The organism is Streptomyces abikoensis, assembly GCF_014648775.1.
In the GTDB taxonomy this organism is placed as follows: domain Bacteria; phylum Actinomycetota; class Actinomycetes; order Streptomycetales; family Streptomycetaceae; genus Streptomyces; species Streptomyces abikoensis.
Window position 1 is genome coordinate 510,506 of sequence record NZ_BMRT01000002.1, and the last position, 19,921, is coordinate 530,426.

At 73.9% G+C, this 19,921-nt stretch carries 16 protein-coding genes; 5 read left to right on the plus strand and 11 right to left on the minus strand.

Going from position 1 to position 19,921, the window contains the following annotated elements; all coding sequences use genetic code 11:
- The first annotated feature begins 21 nt into the window (after window positions 1–21).
- Entirely contained in the window at window positions 22–714 is a 693-nt protein-coding gene (locus IE096_RS08775; protein ID WP_126912909.1) for a response regulator, read from the plus strand.
- A gap of 51 nt (window positions 715–765) precedes the next feature.
- On the opposite strand, the gene IE096_RS08780 is transcribed toward IE096_RS08775, so the two are convergent.
- Both IE096_RS08780 and IE096_RS08785 read right to left on the minus strand, forming a co-directional pair.
- Window positions 766–2,478: a GAF domain-containing sensor histidine kinase gene (locus IE096_RS08780; RefSeq protein ID WP_189450338.1), complete on the minus strand. Its 1,713-nt coding sequence runs from the start codon at window positions 2,476–2,478 to the stop codon at window positions 766–768.
- 146 nt (window positions 2,479–2,624) lie between these two features.
- Entirely contained in the window at window positions 2,625–3,356 is a 732-nt protein-coding gene (locus tag IE096_RS08785) for a L,D-transpeptidase family protein (protein ID WP_189450340.1), read from the minus strand.
- Window positions 3,357–3,448: 92 nt separating this feature from the next.
- On the opposite strand from IE096_RS08785, the gene IE096_RS08790 reads away from it, so the two are divergent.
- A complete protein-coding gene (locus IE096_RS08790) occupies window positions 3,449–4,405 on the plus strand; it encodes an LLM class F420-dependent oxidoreductase (protein ID WP_189450341.1) in 957 nt (318 codons plus the stop codon).
- Between the two features lie 40 nt (window positions 4,406–4,445).
- Here IE096_RS08790 and IE096_RS08795 read toward each other — a convergent pair whose 3' ends face one another.
- The 5 genes from IE096_RS08795 to IE096_RS08815 form a co-directional block, all read right to left on the minus strand.
- Window positions 4,446–5,420: an alpha/beta hydrolase-fold protein gene (locus IE096_RS08795; RefSeq protein ID WP_189450343.1), complete on the minus strand. Its 975-nt coding sequence runs from the start codon at window positions 5,418–5,420 to the stop codon at window positions 4,446–4,448.
- Between the two features lie 140 nt (window positions 5,421–5,560).
- Complete coding sequence (locus IE096_RS08800; RefSeq protein ID WP_189450345.1) at window positions 5,561–6,958, minus strand: serine/threonine-protein kinase; 1,398 nt, start codon at window positions 6,956–6,958, stop codon at window positions 5,561–5,563.
- Entirely contained in the window at window positions 6,955–7,785 is an 831-nt protein-coding gene (locus tag IE096_RS08805) for a serine/threonine protein kinase (RefSeq protein WP_189450346.1), read from the minus strand. Before IE096_RS08805 ends, IE096_RS08800 begins: the two co-directional genes overlap by 4 nt.
- A gap of 76 nt (window positions 7,786–7,861) precedes the next feature.
- On the minus strand, window positions 7,862–8,461 hold the full coding sequence (locus tag IE096_RS08810) for a TIGR03086 family metal-binding protein (RefSeq protein WP_189450348.1): 600 nt from the start codon (window positions 8,459–8,461) through the stop codon (window positions 7,862–7,864).
- The gene (locus tag IE096_RS08815) at window positions 8,451–9,482 is read right to left on the minus strand and encodes an SDR family oxidoreductase (protein ID WP_189450350.1); all 1,032 of its coding nucleotides are present in this window, start codon (window positions 9,480–9,482) and stop codon (window positions 8,451–8,453) included. Before IE096_RS08815 ends, IE096_RS08810 begins: the two co-directional genes overlap by 11 nt.
- Window positions 9,483–9,656: 174 nt before the next feature.
- Here IE096_RS08815 and IE096_RS08820 point away from each other — a divergent pair, with 174 nt between their 5' ends.
- Window positions 9,657–11,228, plus strand: coding sequence for a PQQ-binding-like beta-propeller repeat protein (locus tag IE096_RS08820; protein ID WP_189450352.1), 1,572 nt, complete (start codon window positions 9,657–9,659; stop codon window positions 11,226–11,228).
- On the opposite strand, the gene IE096_RS08825 is transcribed toward IE096_RS08820, so the two are convergent.
- Entirely contained in the window at window positions 11,177–11,929 is a 753-nt protein-coding gene (locus IE096_RS08825) for a DUF998 domain-containing protein (RefSeq protein WP_189450354.1), read from the minus strand. The genes IE096_RS08820 and IE096_RS08825 overlap by 52 nt on opposite strands.
- On the minus strand, window positions 11,929–13,137 hold the full coding sequence (locus tag IE096_RS31810; RefSeq protein WP_189450356.1) for a DUF6777 domain-containing protein: 1,209 nt from the start codon (window positions 13,135–13,137) through the stop codon (window positions 11,929–11,931). The genes IE096_RS08825 and IE096_RS31810 overlap by 1 nt, the downstream gene beginning before the upstream one ends.
- Window positions 13,138–13,317: 180 nt before the next feature.
- Between IE096_RS31810 and IE096_RS08835 the strand changes: the two genes are divergently transcribed.
- The gene (locus tag IE096_RS08835; protein WP_189450358.1) at window positions 13,318–14,565 is read left to right on the plus strand and encodes a streptophobe family protein; all 1,248 of its coding nucleotides are present in this window, start codon (window positions 13,318–13,320) and stop codon (window positions 14,563–14,565) included.
- 314 nt (window positions 14,566–14,879) lie between these two features.
- Here the strand turns inward: IE096_RS08835 and IE096_RS08840 are convergent, their stop codons facing one another.
- Window positions 14,880–16,631, minus strand: a complete 1,752-nt coding sequence (locus tag IE096_RS08840) for a M4 family metallopeptidase (RefSeq protein WP_189450925.1) — start codon at window positions 16,629–16,631, stop codon at window positions 14,880–14,882.
- Window positions 16,632–17,000: 369 nt separating this feature from the next.
- On the minus strand, window positions 17,001–17,441 hold the full coding sequence (locus tag IE096_RS08845) for a gamma-glutamylcyclotransferase family protein (RefSeq protein ID WP_229820057.1): 441 nt from the start codon (window positions 17,439–17,441) through the stop codon (window positions 17,001–17,003).
- A gap of 106 nt (window positions 17,442–17,547) precedes the next feature.
- On the opposite strand from IE096_RS08845, the gene IE096_RS08850 reads away from it, so the two are divergent.
- Complete coding sequence (locus tag IE096_RS08850; protein ID WP_189450362.1) at window positions 17,548–19,917, plus strand: FHA domain-containing protein; 2,370 nt, start codon at window positions 17,548–17,550, stop codon at window positions 19,915–19,917.
- The last annotated feature ends 4 nt before the right edge of the window (window positions 19,918–19,921 follow it).

The window sequence follows — 19,921 nt, forward strand, 5'->3', positions numbered from 1 at the left end:
AATCGATGAGGAGCCGGAGCGGTGGAGCAGCAGTCAGCGCGAGCGGGGGCGTTCTCCGCGGAGCGGCCGATCCGGGTGTTCCTCCTGGACGACCACGAGGTCGTCCGCCGGGGGGTCCACGACCTGCTCGACGGCGAGGACGACATCTCGGTCGTCGGCGAGGCCGGCAGCATCGCCCAGGCGCTCGCGCGCGGGCCCGCGCTCCGTCCCGACGTGGCGGTGCTGGACGTCCGGCTGCCCGACGGCGACGGCATCACGGTCTGCCGCGAGCTGCGGTCCCGGATGCCGGGGCTGACCTGTCTGATGCTCACCTCCTTCGACGACGACGACGCGCTGCTGGACGCGATCATGGCGGGGGCGTCCGGCTACGTCCTGAAGCAGATCAAGGGCTCCGACCTGGTGGCCGCCATCCGCACGGTCGCCTCCGGCCAGTCGATGCTGGACCCGGCGACGACCACGCGCCTGATGAACAGCCTGCGCGGCGAGGACGAGCAGCCCGAGCCGGAGGACGAGCGCCTGGCCGGGCTGTCGCCGCGCGAGCGGGAGATCCTCGGCCTGATCGGCGACGGCATGACGAACCGTCAGATTGCGGAGCGGCTCTACCTGTCCGAGAAGACGGTCAAGAACCACATCTCGCGGATGCTCGCCAAGCTCGGCGTGGAGCGCCGCATCCAGGCGGCCGTGCTCGCGTCGAACGTCGCCCGGCCGTCCTGACCCCCGGTTCCCGTCACACGTCGCCGGACCTGTCACCCCTCGCCGGAGCCGTCACCCCTCGCCGGAGCCGCCCGGCAGCGGGATGCTCCACGTGAGGGTCGTCCCGCCGCCCGGCGGCGCTGTGAGCCGGAGCCGGCCGCCGTGGCGGGCAGCCCGCTCGGCGAGGTTGCGCAGGCCGCTGCGGCGGCCGCCCTCGCCCTCCGGCATCCCGGCACCGTTGTCGGTGACCGTCAGCGTCAGCCGGCGGCCGTCGTTGACGACGGCGACATCGGCCGACCGGGCGCGGGCGTGCCGGGCCACATTGGCCAGGGCCTCGCCCAGGACGGCGGCGACGTCCTCGGTGACCTCGCGCGGCACCTGGGTGTCCAGCAGCCCCTCCATCCGCAGGCTCGGGGCGAAGCCGAGGAGCGTGCCGCCCTCGCCGACCGTCTGGACGACCCGGGTGCGGAGCCCGTGCTGGGGAGCGGTCTCCCGGGAGCGCAGGCCGAAGATCGTGGACCTGATGATCTTGATGGTCTCGTCGAGGTCGTCGACCGCCCGCTGGACGCGCTCGGCGGCCTCGGGGTGGTCGATGAAGCGGTCGGCGCTCTGGAGCGTCATACCGGTGGCGAAGAGCCGCTGGATGGCCAGGTCGTGGAGGTCGCGGGCGATGCGGTCGCGGTCCTCCAGCACGGCGATCTGCGCGGCGTCCGCCCGGCGTTCGGCGAGCTCCATGGCCACGGCGGCCTGCCCGGCGAAGGCGAGGAGGGGTTCCGTCTCCTCCTGGGTGAACGGCGCGCGGCCCTTGGCCCGGGCCAGCAGCAGCACACCGCGCACCGCGTCGCCGGAGGTGAGCGGTACGGCCGCGGCGGGACCTGCGGCGCGGCAGGGCCCGGCGGCGTTCGCCGGGTCCGCGGCGAGGCCCGCGCTGAGGACCGGCCGGCCCGTGGTGTACGCGCTCCCGGCGAGGGTGCCGTCGGCCGGCAGGACCGCACCGCGCAGGTCGTCGGCCTGCTCCCCCAGGGCGGCCTCGACGGTCAGCGCGGGCTCCCCCTCCGGCAGGGGCAGGGAGACGGTGACCAGGTCGGAGGAGGTGATCTCCTTCGCCCGCTCGGCGATCAGGCCGATGACGTCGGCCGGGCGGGCGCCGGACATCAGACGGTTCGTCACCTCGGCGCCCGCGCGCAGCCAGCGCTCGCGGCGGGTGGACTCCTCGTACAGCCGGGCGTTGTCGATGGCGACGCCCGCGGCGACGGCGAGCGTGGCGAGCACCTCCTCGTCCTCGTCCTCGAAGTCCGCGCCGCCCCGCTTCTCGGCCAGGTAGAGATTGCCGAAGACCTGCTCGCGTACCCGGATGGGCACGCCCATGAAGCTGTTCATCGGCGGGTGTTCCGCCGGGAAGCCGTACGAGGCCGGGTGCGCGGAGATCCGGGGCAGCCGCAGCGGCTCGGGGTGGCGGATGAGCTCGCCCAGGATGCCGTGGCCCGAGGGGTACGGCCCGATGGCCTTGATGTGCTCCTCCGACAGCCCGACGGTGAGGAACTGCGACAGCGTCCGCCCGTCCGGCCCGATGACGCCCAGCGCGCCGTACCGGGCGTCCACGAGCGCCACCGCCGCCTCGACGATCCGGCGCAGCACGTGCTCCAGTTCCAGCTCCCGGCCGACCGACATCACGGCCTCCAGGAGGCTGTGCACCCGGTCCCGGGTGCCGCGCGCGGCGTCGATCCGGGCCTGGAGCTCCTCCAGCAGCTCGTCCAGTCTGAGTTGCGGTAAGCGCACCACCATGCCGTGCCTCCTCGTAGGCGCGTCCGAACCTTCACGGACGGACGACCCGCCCACCCGATGACCACCGTATCCGCTGGCCGGGGTACCGGAGGAGCCGGGTCCGGGCCATGAAGGGGCCCGGACCCGGCCTCGGCCGGGGCATCCGCTCAGGTGCCGGCCTTGCGCCCGTAGACGTAGACGTCGTCGCCGTTCTTCAGCATCGACCAGTACGCTTTCGCGTCCCCGCGCCGCATGTTGACGCAGCCGTGGGAGCCGGGCGCCGACCAGACGCTGCCGTCGATGGAGTGGAACGCCTGCCCGCCGTCGAAGAACTGGCTGTACGGCATCCGCACCTTGTAGATCGTCGACCAGTGGTCGACGCTGCGCCAGTAGATCCGCTTGAGCCCGGTCCGCGTCCCGTACCCCTCCCGGCCGGACCGTATCGGCACCGGCCCGAACGCCAGCCGCGAGCCGTCCTGTATCCAGCTCAGCTGACGGGTGAGGTCGACGCAGGCGATCCGCCCCTTGTCGACCGGGCACTTGCGGTCGGCGTTGGGGTTGCTCCCCGCGGCGCGCTGCTTGGCGACGAGGTCCATCACGCCCCAGGTGACGGGCCCGGCGTAGCCGACGGCGGGGCTGATGCCGTGGTCGAGCTGGAAGTCCCGGATCGCCCGGCAGTCGGCGGCCGACTGCCGCCCGTCGACGGGCCGCCCCAGGAACCGCTCGGCCTGTTTCTGGTACGGCCCGGCCCCGGCGGTGCAGGAGGCCGTGGCCGCCTGCGCGCTCCCCGACCCCGCCGCGACGGACAGCGGCACGGCCAGCACGGCCGCCGCGCCGAGGAGAACACCCAATCGTCCGCGTGGGCGGACGTTCGCTCTCTTCACTGCTGCGCTTGTCATGCCCGTATGACACACGGGGGGACCGCTTGGTTGCGCTCCGGACACGTCGCGGTGACGGTTTCGGAAGGGCCGGGTGGGGATACCCGACGGCGATGACCGAGTACGGCTATTTCCTGTCCTGTGAGGAGCACTCCCCCAGGGACCTGGTCGAGCAGGCCCGGATGGCGGAGCAGGCGGGCTTCACCTCGCTGTGGATCTCCGACCACTTCCACCCGTGGACGGGCGAGCAGGGGCACAGCCCCCTGGTGTGGTCGGTCATCGGCGCGCTGTCCGAGGCCACGTCGCTGCCGGTGGAGACCGCCGTGACCTGCCCGACGATGCGGCTGAACCCGGTGGTGACGGCGCAGGCGGCGGCCACGAGCTCGGTGCTGCTGCGGGGGCGCTTCCGGCTCGGGGTGGGCAGCGGCGAGGCGCTCAACGAGCACATCCTGGGCGGTCCGTGGCCGCCGGCGGCGGTGCGGCTGGAGATGCTGGAGGAAGCCGTCCAGGTGATGCGGCTGCTGTTCGAGGGCGGCCAGGTCAACCACCGGGGCAAGCACTACACCGTCGAGAACGCCCGCCTGTACACGCTGCCCGAGGCGCCGGTGCCCATCGACGTGTCGGCGTTCGGGCCGGCGGCCACCGAGGTGGCCGGGCGCATCGGCGACGGGCTGGTGACGATGACCCCGGACCAGGACGCGGTGGCCCGCTTCCGGCGCGCGGGCGGCGGCCGGAAGCCGGTGCAGGGCGGGTTGAAGGTGTGCTGGGGCCCGGACCGGGAGGCGGCGCTGGACACCGCGCACCGGCTGTGGGCCGTGGAGCAGCTGCCGGGCGAGCTCAACCAGGTGCTGCCCACGCCGGCCCACTTCGAGCAGGCCACCGAGCTGGTGACGCGTGAGCGCGTGGCCGGATCCATCACGTGCGGCGACGACGTCGAGGCCCATGTGGAGGCGCTGCGCGCGTACGCCGACGCCGGGTTCGACCGGGTGCACGTCTCGCAGATCGGCCCCCTGCAGCGGGGGTTCTTCGACTTCTACCGGACGAACGTGCTGCCCCGGCTGACGGGATAGGGCGGGGCCGCCCGGGAAGCCCCGCCCGTCGGGCCGCCGCCTACGCCTTGCGGAGGCGGCCGATGATGCCGTCGAGGTCGCCACGGAAGAACTCCGTGCGGAAGAAGTGGCCGCCGCCGTCCTCGTGGGCCTCGTAGGGGATGCCGGCCCGGTCCAGGAGGCCGCGGAACTCCCGCTGGCCGGCCAGGACCTCGGGCTCGTTGAGCCAGTCGAAGGCGGTCTTGGGTGCCGTACCGGCAACCATGAAGATCCGCTTGTTCCGGTAGCTCTCGACGCGCTCGACCGGGTTGTCGGCGCTGACCCTCCGCTGGTCCCACGGCACGCCGTAGACGGTGGCGCCGCCGAGGTCCAGGGCGGACGTCGTGTTCGCCCAGTGGACGACCAGGCCGCCGTCACGGCGGAGGCTGGCCGGGCCGGAGTAGGAGCTCACCGAGGCGAAGTGGCCGTAGTACTTGGCCGTGTACTTCAGCGCGCCGAAGCCGCCCATCGAGAATCCGCCGATGGCACGGCCGTCGTACTCGGCGAACGTCCGGAAGTTCGCGTCGATCCACGGGATCAGCTGGTTGATGTGGAAGTTCTCCCAGTTGCGGGGCCCGACGTTGGAGCGGACGGGGTTGGAGTACCAGCCCGTCTTCCCGCCGTCGGGCATCACCACGATGATCGGCTTGCCGGCGGTCAGCTCGCGGATGCCCGCGCGGTCGAACTCGATGAAGTCGCCCCCGCCGCCGTGGAGCATGTAGAGGACGGGGTAGGTGCGTCCGCTGGTGTGGTAGTCGTCGGGGAGCAGGACGTTGACGGCGGGCTTCCAGCCGATCTCCGCGGTCTCGAAGCGGTAGTACCACATGCGGGGGTCGTTCTCACCGCGTTCCGCGACGCGCAGCCCGAAGCCGTCGCCGACGGCGTGGGCCGCCGACGCGGTCGCGAGGACGCCTCCGGCGCCGAGCGCCACCGCCGCGGACAGGCCGCCCGCGGCCTTCAGCAGGCTCCTGCGGGAAGGGCTGTACTCACTCACCATGACCTCCTGGTCGTCGAACGAAGACAGAACGCGACGGCCCGCAAGGTAGTGGCGGTGTGCCGGGGCGCGGCATCCGGAACGATCCGGGGTGACGGCGCCCGGCGCTCACCGGTAGGAAGGTGGGTGCCGCGCCGGCCGGGTCAGCGCGCGGGGGTGGGGCGCGGGCAGCCGGGAATCCCGGGGCGGTCCTTCGTGCGCACGGCCGGGAGCCAGGCGGTGGGTTGCGCGGAGCCGTTCGGGAGGCGGACGCGGTACCACTGGGCGGACCACGTGCCCGCCTCGTCGACGATGGGCACGCCGTGCGGCAACTGGCAGTCGACGGCGAGGACGTCACCGTGCCACACCCGGGTCGGGACGACGTTGTCGATGGTGTACGGCCGTTGGGGGTCGATCGCCAGGCCGAGGCTGCACTCCGCGTTCCGGTCCTTCCGGTCCTGGCATGCCTCCTCGACGTTGAACACCCGGATCCGGCCGTTGCCCCCGGAGTCGGCGGGCGGGCCGGATCCGGCGTCGCGCACGGCGTACGACCAGCCCGCCGCCACCACGCCGCACACCGCCACGGCCCCGACGGCGGCACCGATGCGGAGGCGTCGGCGTCCCGCCGGTGGCGGGGTGCCGGGGCCGGCCCGTTCCGGTGGGACGTCCTGCCGGGCGTCGATACGGGCCAGCAGGCTTTCGGCGGTGTGGGCGGCGCGCGCGGAGTGCGTCGGGGCCAGGCAGTCGGCGGCCAGGGCGCGCCAGAACGGGGGCACCGCGCCGTCCATGCGCAGCGGTGCCCGTCCCTCGGCGTACTCCTGCGTCGAGGCGGCGCGCGAGACGGGGGTGGCGCCGGGGAACGGGGAGGTTCCGGAGGCGAACACCTGGTGGATGATGATGCCCAGGGCCCAGATGTCGGCGCTGGGCCGGACGGTTACCCCGTGCTCGCCGAGCGGGGCCTTCCAGCGCTCGGGCGGAAGGTAGTCGAAGGTGCCCATGGGGGGCGCGTAGCCGTGGGTGCCCCGGTCGCCGGTGAGTTCCGTCGCGAGCCCGAAGTCCGAGAGCCTCACCGAACCGTCGGCCATGAGCAGGATGTTGTCCGGTTTGAGGTCGCCGTGCACCCAGCCGGTGGCGTGGAGGTGCGCCAGGCCCTCGCAGATCTCGGCGACGATCCGGCCGGCCTCGGTCTCGGTCGGCCCGCCACCCCTCAGCGCGTCCCGCAGGCTCCGCTCGGCCCGCTCCATGACGAGCACGATCGCGCCGTCCAGGAAGGGGTGGTCCGGCTCGCTGAGCACGAAGGAGTCCAGCAGAGGGATGAGCCGGGGGTGGCGGGCCCGTCGGGCGAGTTCCACCTCGCGCCGGGCCGTCTCCGCGACCTTGCGGGCCTGGCGCGGCGCGAGGCCCTCGGTGGGCAGGATCTTGAGGGCGACGTCGTCGGCGGTGTCCTCGCCCCGGCCGGCCCGTCGTCCCGCGTAGACCGTGGCCCAGCCGCCGGCCCCGATCGGCGCGGTGACCTCCCAGTCGCCGACGCGCCGGCCGGGCGGGAGCGGCCGGTGGGTCATGGCGCGCTCTCCCACGCCACCGCGCCCGTCCCCACCCGGGGCGGCAGCAGCGCGAGGTGTTCCTCCCGGACGAGCCCGAAGCGCAGCGCGAGGCCGACGATCGCCTCCCGTTTGCCGTTGCGGCGGGCTCCCCGGCCGGTTTCGGCGCCGGCCGGCGCGGCGATCCGCATCTTCTCCTCGGCGAGGTAGTCGATGTGCGAGCTGACGGCCCGGGCCGTCAGCCGGGCGCAGGCGGGGTGTCCCCGCAGCCGTTCGACGATCTGCGGGGTGGTGGGCACCGCCACGGGCGACTCGTCGCGCAGCCTCGGTTCGCAGAGGGCGACCAGCACCAGGAAGTAGGTGGCGGTCTCGTCCAGGGAGTACGCGGTGACCGTGCGGTGCTCCCAGGGGCCGCCCGCGCCGTCGGGGTCCAGGTAGACGTGGTCGGGCGCGTACACCTGGAAGGCGACCGTGCTGCCGCCGCGGGTGGGCAGGACGACCCGGGAGAACTCGAAGGGGATGGGTGCCCCGGCCCGGCGCGGCGGCACTCTCAGGTACTCGCCCGCCCCTTCGGGGTTCTCCACCAGATAGCTCTGGGTCGCGCTGTGATTGCTGAGCTGCCAGTGGTCGTCGGTCACCCGGATCTCCCCCGCCAGCCGGGAGATCGCCTCGTCGACGAGGCGGAGCTCGACGGGGGTCGTCGCGGAGCCCCGCCCGAAGCGGGCCACCTCCCCCGGGCCGAGCCGTAACGTGACCGCGTCGCCGTACGGCTCCCCGTCGGCGTCGCCGCTCCCGTCCGGCGGCCGGTTACCGCTTCCCTGTGGCAGATGGACGACTATCCCGCTCACTCCGCCCCCTCCTTACACCCCGTCAACAGCTGTCACACAGGGGTGAACATTACCGATCCCGCGTCCGGTGACGGGGTCAGGGCTGTCGCCCCAGTAGCGCCAGCAGCCGCTGCCAGGAGTCGGCGTCCGGCGGCGGTTCGACCGCCGGTGCGAACAGGCCCGAGCCGGAGAGCGCGCCGGCGTAGGGCTCCACCTCGTGGCGGGTGAAGTCGACCAGGGCCTTGGAGGGGTGTTCGTCCGCGCCGATGGCCCGGGAGAGGTCCCACGCGTGGACGACCAGGTCGGCGATCATCTGGGCGCAGTAGGCGTGGGTGGCGGTGCGTCCGTAGGACAGCTCGACCGTCCCGGTGAGGGCGCCCCGGGCTGCGAACGCCTCGCGGGCGGCCTCGGCCGCCCGTTCCCAGGCGGCGACGGGGTCGTCGCCCAGCTGGTCGCCGTCGAAGGCGTCGCCCACGTCCGCGATGCCCTTGCCGTCCAGCAGGGGCGGTACCCACAGCTGTTCGACGGTGAGGTGGTTGACCAGGTCGCGGACGGTCCACTCGGTGCAGGGGGTGGGCGCCGTCCACTGGTCGGGGCGGACGGCGCGCACCCGGTCGGTGAAGAGGTCCAGTGCCTCCGCGTGCCGGGCGCGCACGGTCCTGCGCCGCGATTCGGTGGGGGTCGCGTCAGCGCTCATGCCACCCATGGTCCGCCCGCATGCGGGTCGCGGCGAACGCGGCGGCGACGAACGCCGCGCCGGCCGCCAGGGCGCCCCGGTGTTCGGAGAGCCACAGCTGCGGGCCGTGCGACCGGGCGCCCATGCCGAATTCGCCGTGGGCGCCGTGGTCGTGGCCGCCGTCCCCGTCGGCCGGGTGCCACAGGTTCACCTCGGGCAGCGGGGGTGCCGGTTCCGGGCGCTGCTGGGCCTCGTAGCCGGTCCGGGCGAGGTAGCGGTCGAGCAGGCCGGGGGCGACGGCGTTGGCGAGGAGGGTGGCCACCGTGCTCGCGCCCACCCAGTACTCGCGGCGGCGCGGGTGGGCGGCCGCGAACAGGATGGCGCGGGCGGCGAGCTCGGGCTCGTAGACGGGCGCCACGGGCCGGGGGCGGCGGGGCATCCGGTTGAGCACCCAGCCGAACTGCGGGGTGTTCACGGCGGGGAGCTGGACCATGGTGGTGCGGACCTTGCTGCCCTGGTGGAGGAGTTCGCAGCGCAGGGACTCGTTCCAGCCCTGGATGGCGTGCTTGGCGCCGCAGTAGGCGGACTGGAGCGGGATGCCCCGGTAGGCCAGCGCCGAGCCGACCTGGACGATGGTGCCGTGGTCGCGCGGGAGCATCCGGGTCAGCGCGGCGTGGGTGCCGTACACATAGCCCAGATAGGTGACTTCGGTGACGCGCCGGAACTCGTCGGGCTCGATCTCGACGAAGGGGGCGAAGACGCCGGTGAAGGCGTTGTTGACCCAGACGTCGACCGGGCCGAAGACCTCCTCGATCCGGTCGGCGGCCTCGGTGACGGCCCGGTGGTCGGCCATGTCCACGGACAGCGGCAGCGCGGCGCCGCCGGCCCGCAGGACCTCCTCGGCGGCGGCGTCCAGCCCCTTGCGGCCACGGGCGAGCAGCGCCACGCTCGCGCCGCACGCGGCGAAGGCCCGGGCGGTGGCCCGGCCCACGCCGCCGCTCGCCCCGGTCACCACGACGACGCTCGGCTGGTTTCTCTTCATCACCGGAGCCGGGTACCCGGGCCGGTGCCCCGTAAACAGGGCCCCATAAACGGTGGCCCATAAACAGAAGGCCCGGTAAGAGGGTTATCGCTTGCTTTCACCCGTTCCGGTGATTGTGACCCGTGTCGTCACCGCTCACCCTGGAATCCGGGCCGCCGGGGGACGGGGAGCGCCATGCAGCGGACAGCGAACGTTCCGGTGGCGGTCACCACGCAGCACAACGACAACCGGCGCACCGGCCTCAACGCCTTCGAGACGACGCTCCGCCCGGCCGACGTCACCCCCGCCACCTTCGGCCGGCTCTTCAGCCGCGCGGTCGACGGCCATGTGTACGCCCAGCCGCTGGTCCTCCCCGGCGTGGAGCTGCCGGGCCGGGGCCCGCGCGACGTGGTCTACGTGGCGACGATGCACAACAGCGTCTACGCCTTCGACGCCGTCGACCCCGCCGCCTCCGCCCCGCTGTGGCGCACCTCGCTCGGCCCGTCCTGCCCGCTGCCCGACCCGGAGATCGGCCCGCCGCACTACCGCGACATCGCGGTCGAGGTCGGCGTGGTGAGCACCCCCGTCATCGACGCCGCGCACCGGGTGCTCTACGTGCTGGCGTTCACCAAGGAGGCGGACGGCCACCACCACACGCTGCACGCCCTCGACACCCGCACCGGGCAGCCGGTCCTCGGCGGCCCGGTGCGGATCGAGGCGACCGTGCCGGGGACGGGCGACGGCAGCGTGGGCGGGCGGCTCGCGTTCACCAGCAGCCGGCAGATCCAGCGCTCGGCGCTCACCCTGGCGAACGGCACGGTGTACGCCGCCTTCGCCGCCTACGGCGACCGGAGCCCGTACCACGGCTGGGTGTTCGGCTTCGACGCGCTCACGCTGCGCCGCACGGGGGTGTACGTCACCACGCCCGGCACCGGGCTGGGCGGCATCTGGCAGGCCGGGCAGGGGCTCGCCGTGGACGAGGCGGGGTGCCTGTACTTCATGACCGGCAACGGTGGCTTCCGCCCCGACGGCTCGGAGCTCGGCGACAGCGTCGTCAAGCTCCGCCCGGACCTGACGCCCGCCGACTGGTTCTCGCCGTTCGACAACGCCGCGCTGGACGCGGCCGACGCCGACCTGGGCTCGGCCGGGCCGCTGCTGATCCCCGGCACCCGGCTGCTGCTGGGCGGGGGCAAGGAGGGCAAGTTCTACCTGCTGGACAGGGAGGCCCTGGGGCACTTCCACGCCGGTTCCGACAGCCAGATCCCGCAGAGCTTCTACGTGGTCGCACCCGACGCGAACAGCCATCACATCCACGGCGGGCCGGTCTACTGGGACCTTCCCGGCGGCCCCTGGTGCTACGTCTGGCCGGAGAACGCCTTCCTGCGCGCCTACCGCTTCTCCGGCGGGCGCCTCGATCCGTCCCCCGTGTCGACGAGCACCACCACCGACCCGACGGGCGTGCCGGGCGGCTCCCCCGGCATGCCCGGCGGGACGCTGTCCGTCTCCGCCGCCGGCCGGGACCCGGACTCGGGCCTGGTGTGGGCGTCCCACCCCTGGAGGGAGAACGCCAACCAGGCCGTCGTGGACGGCGTCCTGCGGGCCTATCGGGCCCACGACCTCACCGACGAGGTGTGGCACAGCAGGATGAACGCCGCCCGGGACGACGTCGGCAAGTTCGCCAAGTTCGTCCCGCCGACCGTGGCCAACGGCCGCGTCTACCTGCCGTCGTTCTCCGGCGCGCTGCACGTGTACGGGCTGATCGGCTGAACGGCGACGCCCCGGGGGGCCGGGCGGCCGGGCAGCCGTGCCGTGCCCGGCCGCGGCCGGGCCTCCGCGCGCAGGGCCGCGGCGAGCAGCCCGAACCACACGCCGACGAGCAGCAGATGCGCCCGCTGGGGCACCCCGTGCCAGCCCGGCCGCCCGAACAGGGGCCCCACCGTGGCCAGCGCCGTCGTCATGGCGGTGCCCAGCACCCACGGGCCCCAGCGGCGGACGGCGGGGCGGGGCGGGGCGCCGAGCGCCGCCGAGGTCAGCAGCAGGGCCATCGAGGCGAACAGCGCCAGGTGCACCAGCGCGCTGGTGGTGGTGTGCCAGGGGTTGACGGCCTCGCAAAGGCTCTCCACCGAGGGGGCGCAGCGCATCGGGACGGCGACGTCGGCCACGGAGGCCGCGCCGAAGGCCACCAGCGACCACCAGCCCGCCTCCTCCCAGCGGCCGGGCGACCGGCCCCGCGCCAGCAGCGCCCCCGCGCCCACCAGGGCGGCGGCCAGGAGCTCGATGCCGCCGAAGAGCCCGTGGAAGCGCTGGTCGGCGGCGTAGAGCTCGCTGACGTAGGAGTGCCGGGGGTCCAGGCCGGTGGGCAGGAGGAACTCCAGCACCCAGTCGTTGTAGACCACGGCCGCCGTGGCCAGCAGCAGCGGGGCCCACACCGCTCGCGCGGTGTGCGGGTCACGCGTCGGACGGGGCATCAGCGCGGGCGGACCGGGGGCGGGCCGTACGCCGGGGGCGCCGGCGGCTGCCCGGGCGGCGTGGTGACGTAGGGCGTGGTGGGCGGCGGCGCGGTGGTGTGCGGCGGCGACTTGGGCGGGGGCGGGGGTGCCGGCGGGGACTGCTGCCCGCCGCCGCCCTGCGACGGGTTCGGCTTGGGGCTCATCGTCACCCCGCCCTTGGGGGCCGAGGTGGAGCGGTCGTCCTCGCCGTCGGTGCCCACGGGCCGTTCGAACCACTCGCCGGTGTCGGGGTCGTAGACGACGAAGTACTCGAGGACGGAGTCGGCGGGGGTGACCGCCACGACGTCGGAGGCCTTGTACAGGGGCCAGGAGTCGCCCTTGGCCGTCGGGGTGCCCTTGGCGGCGACCGGCGGGCCCAGCGGGTTGCCGCAGGCGCAGCGCACCCGGGGCATGCCCCGGTCGTCGACGAGCACGGCGGTGCCGGCCTGGAGGACGGACTGATAGCTGGTGACGGAGCCGTCCTTGAAGCCGTGGTTGGTGACCCGGGTGTCGGCGCGCAGCTGCAAGGGGGTCAGGCCGCGCAGATAGGCGGCGAGGCCGTTCTGCTCGATGCCGGCGGCGCCCGCGAAGGCGCGGCCCTTGGCCTGGTCCTGGGTCAGGTAGCCGATCTGGCGCTCCACGTCGCAGCTGGCGTTGTGCCGGGAGCCGCCGTAGAGGCCCCGGGTGTCGCCCTTGACGCTCCGGGTGCCGCCGTTGCCGCCCGTACCGGCCGGGACGACGGGGTGGGACGACGCCGACGCGCCGTAGTCCTTGGCCGTCGACTGGGTGAACGGATCCCTGCCGTTGGCGGACGCGGCCTGGAGGTACACCTCGCCGGCGCCGCCGGAGCCCTGGCGGAGGAAGAAGACCGCGAGCGCGGCGGCGACGACCAGGGCGGCGAGCGAAACGAGCGCCTTCTTCGACCGCCACCAGCGCGCGCCTCCGCCGGGGCCCTCGCCCGGGGTGCCCCCGGGTGTGCCCCGCCCGCCGGCGGGCGGGGCGGGCGGGCCGCCGGGACCACCCGGTGCGGCGGGGCCGCCGGGGGTCTCCGGGCGGGGGGCCGACCAGTCGGGCCGGGTCTGCTCCGGCTCGCCCGCCGGGCGGTCCGGCGGCTGGGAGCCCCGGCCCGACAGGGGGCCGGACGGCGGGCCGGAGGGGCGGTTGGCTGACGGTGGCTCGGACGACACGTCCCTGACTCCTCAATGGAGGTTTTTATTCCTTTTCACCACCCCTGCGCACATTGTGTGTACCAGACCCATGGGCCCCGCAAGCGGGCGTACGGGTTGCTCCCGAGTCGCTCCGGACAGCGTTAGCCCGCCCGCGCGCCCGGACGGGTGGTGCGATCGCCGCTGGCTTACGTTGGCGGCATGAGCGAGCTGCGTGCCTGGGGGGACGCCCTCGCGGCCGTGGCCGCCGGGCTGGCCGCCATGGCCGCGGTCGCCGCGCTCGGGCTGTGGGCCGCCGGGGCCGGGGCGCTGGGGGCCGACGCGCTGGCCCCCGTGATCGCGGCCACCGTCGTCAGCGCCGTCGGCGGGACCGTCGAGCTGTCGGGCGGCGCCGGCTTCCTCGGCCGTACGGGCGCGGGGCTGGCCGTCGTACCGCTGTCGGTGACCCTCGCCGGGGGCCTGGCGCTCGCGGCGGTCTTCCTGCTGCCGATGCGCCATCACGCGGTGGCGAGCGGAGCCGCGTTCCTCGGCCGGGCCGCCCGTACGGCCGTGGTCTGGGTGGTGGCGCTGCTGCTCGTCGCGCGGGCGGCCCGGCACACGTTCCGCATCCGCCTGGACGAGGACATCCTCGACGAGCTCGGCGCGGCGCTGGGGGTGACGCCCACGGTCGGCTTCCGCGCCGCGGCCGGGCCGACGGTCGGCTACGGGCTGTTGTGGCTGCTGGTCCTGCTGCTCGTGGCGACGGCCGCGTCCCGGAGGACGCCGCTGCCCTCGCGGCTGCTGCGCTTCCAGGACTCCGTCCGCCCGGCGGCGTTCGCGGTGCTGGTGCTGCTGCTGGGCTATGTGGTGCTCGGGCTGCTCGTGGGCCTGGTGGTGGCCGCCACGCGCGGGCACGCGGACCGGACGTTCGCGGTCCTGCTGCTGGGGCTGCCCAATCTCGCCTGGATGGGGCTCGGGATCGGGCTCGGCGGCGCGTGGGAGGGGCGGGTCCCGGACGGGATCGGGCTGCCGATGCCGCAGGCGCTCGCGGCGGTCCTGCGGGAGGGCGGCGAGGGGACCGCGACGGTCGACCTGTCCTCGCTCTCCGCCCATGACGGGCGGGCCTGGCTGCTGGCCCTGCTGGCCGCGCTCGCCCTCCTGGCGACGGGCTTCCTCACGGCCGTGCGCTCCCCCGCCGGGACGAGCCCCTGGCGGCTCGCGGTCCGCCTCGCGGTGGCGCTGGCGCTGGCCTTGCTGGTGATCGGGCTGCTCACCCGTGTCTCAGCCCGCTACGGCCTGTCCTTGCTGGGCATCGGTGACCTGGGCGACTTCGGCGGCGAGGTGTCCCTCGACGCGCGGCTGTTGCCGCTGGTGGGGCTGGGGTTGCTGTGGGGGCTGGTGGCGGGGTTCCTGGGCGGGGTGCTCGTCGGATACCTGCGGCGCCGCGAGGGGACCACGGGGGCGGGCTGAGGCCGGATCCGCCCCCGGGCGGATCCGGCCCGGCGGGACGAGCCCGGCGCGGCGGGCCCGGGTCCGGCACGACACCCCCCGGGCCGGCGGGACGAGTCCGGCCCGGCGAGGCGGACCCCACCGGCCTCCGGCCGGCCCGCCGGGCGGGCATCCCGCCCGGCCACGCACGTGGGGCCGTGCCCGGCGGTCTCCCGTCGGCCACGGCCCCACGATCCGGGCCGACCGGGGTCCCCGGTCGGCACCCGGCGCGTGACGTCACCCCTGACGCGTCACGCGCCGCACCGCTCACTCAGCCGGCGCCGGAGGCGCCGGCGTCAGCGCTTGAGGTTGGCGTTCACCGAGGGCGTGTTCGCCTCGGTGACGTTCACGCCCGCCCACGCGGCGTCGACGGCCTTGTACTCCGCGCCGTCCTGGCCGTAGATGTCCGCGGCCGCCTGCAGGGTGGCCTTGCGGGCGTCGTGGAAGTCGCTGGTGGAGACCAGGTAGCGGCTCAGGGCGCGGTAGAAGATCTGCTCGGCCTTGGCGCGGCCGATGCCGGTCACCGTGGAGCCGTCGTAGGTCGGCGAGTCGTACGAGAAACCGCCGATCGTCTTCTTGCCGCTGCCCTCGGCCAGCAGGTAGAAGGCGTGCGAGGAGACGCCGGAGCCCGCGTGGACCTCGCGGTCGTAGGAGCCCTCGTCCCAGTAGTCGACCGTGCCCTCGAGCTTGTCCAGCGACGGCTTGTCGAGGCGGCGCAGGAAGGTCTGCTGGAGGCCGAGCTTCTCGCCGAGGAGGTAGTTCGGCGGGTTGGCCGGGTTGTTGGTGGCGAACTCCACGCCGGTGCCGAAGATGTCGGCGAAGGACTCGTTGAGCGAGCCGGCCTCGCCGAACTGGTTCTGGTCGTCGTCGACGCGGGTGGGCTGGAAGTTCGCGGTGGCCTCGACGACGCCGTGGCTCAGCTCGTGACCGGTGACGTCCAGGGCGACCAGCGGCTGCTTGAACGTTTTTCCGTCGCCGTCGCCGTAGAGCATGCAGCCGCAGTCGGGGGACCAGAAGGCGTTGCCGACGTTGCTGCCGAAGTGGACGAGGGCGTGCGGGCCGACGCCGTCGTTCTTGATGCCGTTCCGGGCGAACGTCTTCTTGTAGTAGTCGAACGTGGCGGTGATGCCGTACTGGGCGTCCACCGCGGCGCTGGCGGAGTCCGACGTGGTGCCGTTGCCCCACTTGTTGTCGCTGTCGGTGAAGGCCTTGCCGCTGGTGAAGGTGCCCAGCTGCTGACGGCCCGCGTTACGGGTCTCGGCGTTGCCGCGGCTGGGGTCCTTCAGGGTGAAGGAGCTCGTGGCCGTCTGCGTCGTGATCAGCGGGACGTTGCCGACGAAGATCGAGGAGCCGCTGCCGGTGGCCTGCGCCGGGAAGGCGCCCGAGGCGGGCTTGACCGGCCCGGGCAGGGGCTTGGTGCTGGGGCGCGGGGTGGCCTGGGCGCCCTGCTCGCGCAGCTTCGCCTTCAGGGCGGGCGAGATGAACGCGTCGGAGAGCGGCGTCTTGCTGATGACCTTGCCGGACGCGGCGTCGACGAGCACCGAGTGGGCGGCACCGGCCTCGGCCTTCGGGGTGCCGGTGACGGTCACCCGGTAGGCGAGGACGGCCTTGTCGGCGCGGGCGTCCACCACCAGCTCGGGCTTGCCGGCGGCGGTGCCGTCGGCCGACGCGGCGGCCTTGGCGGCGGCGTCGGAGGCGCTCAGCTTGGGGGTGACGCTGGGGACGGTGACCTGGCGGTTGGCCGAACGGGTCACGCCCAGGTAGGAGTTCTTCGCGTCCAGGTGGACGATCAGGTCGCCACCGACGACGGCGACGCCGTGCTGCGACCGCTCGAAGCGGACGTGCCGCTTCCCTTCGGGGTCGGTGAGGACGTCCTTGACGGTCAGCGTGTCCGCCGAAGTGACGCCGGTGGCCGCCGCGTTCGCGACAGCGGCGCTCCGCGCGGCCTTGACGACGTCCGCCTGGACACCGCCGGCCACGGCGGTCGCGGCCGGGGCCTCGGCCGCGGAGCGGGAGGGGAGGGTGTCGGCCGCGGCCGTGCCGGCCATGGTCGCCGCGGCGGCGACCGCGACGGCGATGGTCAGCGCGCGTCTGCCGGACGAGGCCGATATGAAGTTCGTGGGGGATGTACGCACGTTTCAGCGCCCTTTGCCATGAGGGCGGTTCGGACGACCGGACCGCCTGCGTGCACGCGGTGCCGGTTCTGCCGCACCACGGGGACCCCTGGTCCAGGTCCCGTGGATGACCATGCACCCATTGGCATGCCCATGAAAAGAGCGAAGAGGCTTCTTGTCCGAACAGTTGATCTATCGTTTACAAATACCCAACGCACCGTTACGACAGCGCAACTTCCTGTCGACTTATGGGGGAGGATGCGGCAACGCGCCGAAAGGTTGCCGCCGTTGGCCAACTGATCACTATGTGAGACGGGGCCCGCCGCCACCCCGCCAGTCGCCGCCCGGCACCCTGGTTCCCGACGACCGCAGCCGGCGCGCCACCCGGTCCGCCGCGAGATACACCCACCCCCGTACCGGACCGCCGCCCTCCACCAGCACGTCGCACACCACGCGCTCATAGAGATTGAGGGGATCGCCCGGCACGTAGTCCTCCAGCGCGTCGAGCGCGGCCAGCACCCGGACGTACTCCCCCGGCGCCACGGTGATCAGCTCACCGCGGATCTCGCCCTCCGCGTCCGCCACCGCGTACGGATACCCCGGCCCCTCGTACAGCACCGCGCCCCGCAGCCGCGCGGGTTCCTCCGCGACCGTCCGGCCGCGCAGGAAGCGGTCGTGGTTGTGCCGCCCGGGCCGCAGCGTCCCGTAGACGAAGACGGGCAGCCCTCCGGATTCCTCCGCCACCGCTCCCGCGCTCCCTTCCCCGGCCGTCCCCGGCCATCCGTCTCCCCTTGCCCCCGTCCGCCGCCGCCGGAAGGCGGGCGGCGGCGGTCGGCCGTAGCCTGGACCCATGGGAGAGCGGTCGGTCGCGCCCTCCGCGCCCGAGCTCGTCGTCGAGGCCGACGGCGGCTCGCGGGTGATGAGCCCCGACAGGGTCTACCACGTGGGACGCGACCCCCTCAGCGACATCGTGCTGCACGACGGGCGCGTCTCGTGGCACCACGCGGTCCTGCGCGCCGTCGCGGACCACTGGACGCTCGAGGACACCGGCAGCACCAACGGCACCTACGCCGAGGGCCATCGCGTGACCTCGCTCGACGTGGGCCCCGGCAGCGTCGTCCGCTTCGGCAACCCCTCCGACGGGCCCGCCGTCCATGTCACCGAGGCCCTGCGGCGCCCCGCCGACCGGCCCTCCGCCGTCTCCCACCCCTCGGGCACCAGTACCTTCCGGCAGCCCACCTCCGTACGCCCCCTGCCCACCCGCACCGTACGGATCGGCCGCGCCGCCGACAACGACCTCGTCCTCGACGACCTCATCGTCTCCCGGACCCACGCCGAACTGCGCGCGCTGGCCGACGGCGACTACGAGATCGTCGACCTCGGCAGCCACAACGGCACCTACCTCAACGGCCACCCGGTGCAGCGCGCCCTCGTCGGGCCCGGCGACATCATCGGCATCGGCCACTCCGCGTTCAGCCTGGTCGGCGACCAGCTCCAGGAGTACGTGGACACCGGCGAGGTCTCGCTCGACGTGCAGGACCTCTCCGTCCAGGTCGACGAGGGCCGCAAGACCCTGCTGGACGACGTCTCCTTCCCCGTCGGCGCCAAGACCCTGCTCGCCGTCGTCGGCCCCAGCGGCGCCGGGAAGTCGACCCTGCTCAACGCCCTCACCGGGCTGCGCCCCGCCGACCGGGGCACCGTCCTCTACGACGGCCGCGACCTCTACCGGGACTACGCCGAGCTGCGGGCCCGCATCGGGCTCGTCCCCCAGGACGACATCCTCCACACCCAGCTGACCGTGCGCCGGGCCCTGAACTACGCCGCCGAGCTGCGCTTCCCCGGCGACACCGCCAAGGCCGAACGCCGGGCCCGGGTCGAGGAGGTCATCGGCGAACTGGGCCTGGAGCAGCGCGCCGACCAGCCCATCCACAGCCTCTCCGGCGGCCAGCGCAAACGCGTCAGCGTGGCACTGGAGCTGCTGACGAAGCCCTCGCTGCTCTTCCTCGACGAGCCGACCTCCGGCCTCGACCCGGGCATGGACCGCTCGGTGATGAACATGCTGCGCGGCCTCGCCGACGACGGCCGCACCGTCATCGTCGTCACCCACAGCGTGCTCAGCCTGGACGTCTGCGACCGGCTGCTGTTCCTCGCCCCCGGCGGGCGCACCGCCTACTACGGGCCGCCCGGGGACATGCCCGGTTTCTTCGGCTTCGGCCAATGGCCCGAGGCCTTCGAGGCGTTCGAGAACGACAGGGACCGGGACTGGGCGGGCGAGTACCGCGCCTCGGCCCACCACCGGCAGTACATCGCCTCTGCCACCGACCAGCCGCGCCTGGGCGCGCCGCCCGCGCCGGAGGCGGCCCCCGCGCCGGCCAAGGCGCAGACCTGGGGCGCCCAGCTGTGGACCCTGATGCGCCGCTATGTGATGGCGCTCAGCGCCGACCGGACGTTCCTGATCATCATGGTGGCGCTGCCCTTCCTCACCGGCGCCATGGCCCGGTTGTCCTCCGGCACCCGCTTCGCCTCCGCCGACAAGGCCAACACCGTGCTGCTGATCCTCTGCGTGGGAGGCGTGCTGACGGGCGCGGCCAACGCCGTGCGGGAACTCGTGAAGGAACGCGTCATCTACCGGCGCGAGCGTGCCGTCGGGCTGTCCCGGTCCGCGTATGTGATGTCGAAGATCCTGGTGCTGGGCGTGATCACGGTGGCGCAGGCGATCGTCCTGGGCGTCGTGGGTCTGGGCGGGGTGGACACCCGCGCGCCCCACGGCCAGGGCGTTCTGATGCCACCGCTGCTGGAGATGACCCTCGCCCTGGCACTGCTGTCGTTCACCTCCATGCTGCTGGGCCTGCTGGTGTCGGCGTTGGTGCGCAGGGAGGAGGTCACCATGCCGCTGCTGGTGCTCATCACCCTCGTCCAGGTCGTCTTCTGCGGCGGGATGATCGAGCTCAACGGCAGGCTGGTGCTGGAGCAGCTCTCCTGGCTGGTGCCGTCGCGCTGGGCGCTGGCCGCGATGAGCGCGACCATCGACTTCACCCATATCCCGCCCGAGACCGGCCAGCTCCCGCCGAAGGGCGGGAGCGGGGCCGATCCGCTGTTCCGGCACGCCGTCGGCACGTGGCTGCTCGACATGAGCATGATGGTGGTGCTGTCCCTGGTCTTCGCGTTCCTGGTGGCCCGGCTGCTGCGCCGCCACGAGCCGGCGGTCATGCGGAAGTGACGGC